This is a genomic window from Paraburkholderia diazotrophica (assembly GCF_038900755.1).
Lineage (GTDB): Bacteria > Pseudomonadota > Gammaproteobacteria > Burkholderiales > Burkholderiaceae > Paraburkholderia > Paraburkholderia diazotrophica_A.
Genome location: NZ_JBBPEN010000081.1, coordinates 1 through 411, shown reverse-complemented (window position 1 = coordinate 411; position 411 = coordinate 1). Strand labels below are relative to the sequence as shown.

General features: G+C 56.0%; 1 pseudogene. It reads left to right on the top strand.

The features are described 5' to 3' along the window. Nucleotides 1–193 (top strand): annotated as a pseudogene (locus AABE10_RS36310) (hypothetical protein); the annotation flags it as partial. Between the last annotated feature and the right edge of the window lie 218 nt (nt 194–411).

The following is a 411-nucleotide window of genomic DNA, read 5'->3' as shown; positions in this document are numbered from 1 at the left end:
TCCTACAAAGGATCAACGCCAGCAGCTCGGTCGCTTCTGTCATACGCTTGCCGCCGCCGCGCTCCTGGGCGCTGTGGGTGTGTGGCACTCGACCCAGGTTTGGACCCTCGCCGACGTCAAGCTGGAGGCAAGTCTGGTCGCAAGTTTTGTGCTAACGTTCGTTCAGGGCATGATTTCCATCAAGGGAGAATAAGCATGGACATCAGTTTTCTTGTACTCGGTGTCGCGGTTGCCATGTGTGGAATTGGCTCGCTGATGGAGCACAATGCACGCAAGGTCAAGCGGGAGCGTCGTTTCCCGCGCATCCCGCGATAGACATCAAATTTCGATCCGGGCTGGAGTTCTTCAGCCCGTCATTCATCAAAGGCTGCACCCACCCGGGTGTGGCCTTTTTTGCTTTCTGAATCCTAT